This is a genomic window from Henriciella sp. (assembly GCF_049649345.1).
Lineage (GTDB): Bacteria > Pseudomonadota > Alphaproteobacteria > Caulobacterales > Hyphomonadaceae > Henriciella.
The window spans coordinates 1-2,839 of record NZ_JBARZC010000213.1 but is presented as its reverse complement, the minus strand read 5'-3'; the positions used below and the strand labels follow the sequence as shown (position 1 = coordinate 2,839).

The following is a 2,839-nucleotide window of genomic DNA, read 5'->3' as shown; positions in this document are numbered from 1 at the left end:
CCTTGGCATGCAGCTTGGCATGATCCACGGTCACGGTAATGCGGCCAAGCTTGAGTTTCTTGTGCGCGGCATAGAGCCGTAGCGTCATGGACGTGCAGGCGCCCAGCGCGATGGAGAGATAATCGTAGGGCGTCGGACCGGTTTCGGTGCCCCCGACCTCACGCGGCTCGTCGACCAGAACCGCATGTGGCCCGGCCTCGGCGAGGTGCTGGAACTTCGAGGCGCCCGTCTCGCTCACACGCACAAGATTGGGGTGGTTCGCATCCATGGGCGAGAGATATCGCTCCGACCAGGCAACAAGAACCTCCGCTACATAGACCGCATCGGCCGGCCGGGTGAGCAGATGATCAGCATCATCAAGCGATACGAAGCTCTTGGGATGCTTGGCCGCAATGAAAAGCTCCGAAGCGTTGGAAATGCCAACCGTCTCATCCAACGGTGCGTGCATTACGAGTACCGGCTTGTTCAGGTTGGCAACCTTGTCGAGCAACGCGGAATCCTTCACGTCATCGAGAAACTGCTTCCTGATGGTGAACTTGCGCCCCGCGAGGGAAACTTCCGCCTGACCCTCGGCTTCGATGCGCGCGATATCGGCCGCGAAGTTCTCGACCACATGCGCCGCATCGGAGGGCGCGCCGATCGTAGCGACTGCGCGCACTTCCTTGAGAGCACCCGCAGCTGCCAGGACGGCAGCCCCCCCGAGCGAATGCCCCACGAGCAGCTCGGGGGCGGAATGCGTCTTGCGCAGATAGGCGGCAGCTGCCACGAGATCGGCAATGTTCGACGAGAAGTTGGTATTGCCAAAATCACCATCGCTGCGGCCCAGCCCGGTGAAATCGAAGCGCAGAACTGCCAGGCCCCTTGCAGCCAGCGCCTGGGAGATCCGCGTGGCGGCGAAGACGTCTTTCGAGCAGGTAAAACAATGCGCAAAGATCGCATAGGCGCGTGGCTTGCCGATCGGCAGTTCCAGCCTTGCCGCCAGCCGGCCACCGTCGTGACCTTCGAATTCGAGCCTTTCGGATCGTCCCATCATGCGCGTGTTCCTTCCCTGCAGCATGACCGTCATACTGCTCGGTCGTCCATTCGAGCACCCGCCAGCAATTGTTGCACGAAGAATCGGCAAATGACTTCGCGTGGCTCAAGCGTGCGTGTCTGCGTTGCGCACATGCTTTGGGAAAACACCGCCGCGTGGTAGCCTGCTAGGGTGACTAGCGTGTGTGTGCCCTGTCCGGACGGCCGATATGGCGGAGTGGCCTTCGCCGAACGGGCTTTTTTGGTACAGCCGAATTCGCGGCATGCGCATTCGACGCGTCGGCAAAGCGGCGTTCGCCGAAAGCGCGTTAACCCCAAACCAACTTCCTCTCCGGCAACATGGCGTTGCAAGGAGACTGTCCCATGAGGTGACGATGACGCCATGCGTCCGGAGCACTTGTTCTGTCTGCCAGTCGGCGCGCGCCTCCGGCCGGACGTCACGAATGTCTCGCATAACGGAGCCAGCATGACCCCATCGACCCTCGCGATCGCTTCTGATTTCGTCAAGGCAGGTATCGAGAAGGCCGGCGTTCCGCTGACGGAGAACCTCGAGGCCTATCTCTCGATCACCTTTGCCCGCTTCATCGGCGCAAACCTCCAGGTCGACCTGCTTACGATCCGAATTTCGCAGGCGATGGATTCCAACGCCCCTGCCGACATCATCCGCGGCCTCGCCGACCAATGCCTGATCGCCTGCGCCTTCTTCGAGGATCGTCTGCGGCGCAATGGCACGATCCGCCACTACGTGGGCCTTGGCCAGATGACCTACGATGCCGCCGATCTGACCGAACAGGCCTACGGCTTCATGCCAATGCGCGATGTCATGGCGGGAGCTGTCAAGGTGCAAGATATGGACGAGACGGCGGCGCTCATCGACCGTGCGCGGGCCGGAAGCCAGACCGCACAGAGCGGCCTTGCGGACCAGAATGTGGTCGTGGGACCATGGGGAGGTGGTTCGCGCTCAGGGCTGCTGTGGCGCTGAGCCCTGGCTGGCGCACGCCCGGCAGGTGCCGGTAGAATGATTACCGAGGTCGGTCCAGGCGCCGAAATCGAGTTCGGTGTCCCAGGCGTGCCCGTGGTCCAGAATAGCATGCGCTGCACGCACCACTCCGGCATGCGTGACCCAGAGCACATCGGGATCTTCGACCAAACCGGGCGCGTCATCGAGCGCCGCGCGTACCCGCGTCTCGAGCATCGCTACGGTCTCGCCGCCATGCGGTCGCCCTTCGAGAAAGTCCTGCGCCCAGGCTTCGATTTCATCGCGCGGAATTTCGGCCCAGAGCCGCCCTTCCCACGTGCCGAAATCCATCTCGATTATTCGCTCGTCAATGCGCATCGGAACATCACGGGCCTCGGCGAGGCGCTGCGCAAGCAACCGGCAACGCATGAGCGGACTCGTCACGATCAGGCTCACCGACGGCAATGACTGGGCCAGCATGTCCGCCACGGCGCCAAAATCCGGGCCCGGCGGCAGATCGGTCAACCCATAGCATCGCCCCTTGCTATCAACCGGGCGCGTATGACGCAGCATCTTCAAGGACAAGCGACGATTCCCAGGTAGAGCCCAATTTCCCCTATAAGTTGTATAGCACCGAGTGCATCACCGCTATAGCCGTTGAGCCGCCATGTAATATAGCGCCAGAGTGCCGCACTCGCGATCACCATGACCAGAACGCCGCATGCAACGGCTTCCGGAGCAATCAACGTACTGAGCACGAGCAGCATTGCCGAAGCCGACGCGAGCGCGAAGGCGGCAGACAGCGGATGCGTCGCTCCGGCGACGCCGCGGGCGGCACCCGTTTCCAAA

The 2,839-nt window shown here is 62.2% G+C and carries 4 protein-coding genes; 1 reads left to right on the top strand and 3 read right to left on the bottom strand.

Translation table 11 applies throughout. The features are described from left to right. The coding region (locus WA989_RS05335) for an alpha/beta fold hydrolase (RefSeq protein ID WP_424339469.1) at positions 1 to 1,066 on the bottom strand (1,066 nt) is incomplete at its 3' end. 432 nt (positions 1,067 to 1,498) lie between these two features. Here WA989_RS05335 and WA989_RS05330 point away from each other — a divergent pair. Then, positions 1,499 to 2,014, top strand: a complete 516-nt coding sequence (locus tag WA989_RS05330) for a hypothetical protein (protein ID WP_424339468.1) — start codon at positions 1,499 to 1,501, stop codon at positions 2,012 to 2,014. Here the strand turns inward: WA989_RS05330 and cobC are convergent. Further along, positions 1,994 to 2,563: an alpha-ribazole phosphatase family protein gene (cobC, locus tag WA989_RS05325; RefSeq protein WP_424339470.1), complete on the bottom strand. Its 570-nt coding sequence runs from the start codon at positions 2,561 to 2,563 to the stop codon at positions 1,994 to 1,996. The genes WA989_RS05330 and cobC overlap by 21 nt on opposite strands. 2 nt (positions 2,564 to 2,565) lie before the next feature. Beyond that, positions 2,566 to 2,839 (bottom strand): adenosylcobinamide-GDP ribazoletransferase (locus tag WA989_RS05320; RefSeq protein ID WP_424339467.1); only part of this gene is annotated, 274 nt, incomplete at its 5' end.

Bases quoted from the DNA above. Each gene is read 5' to 3' on its own strand.
- cobC (WP_424339470.1), bottom strand. From the start codon at position 2,563: ATGCTGCGTCATACGCGCCCGGTTGATAGCAAGGGGCGATGCTATGGG.
- WA989_RS05330 (WP_424339468.1), top strand. From the start codon at position 1,499: ATGACCCCATCGACCCTCGCGATCGCTTCTGATTTCGTCAAGGCAGGT.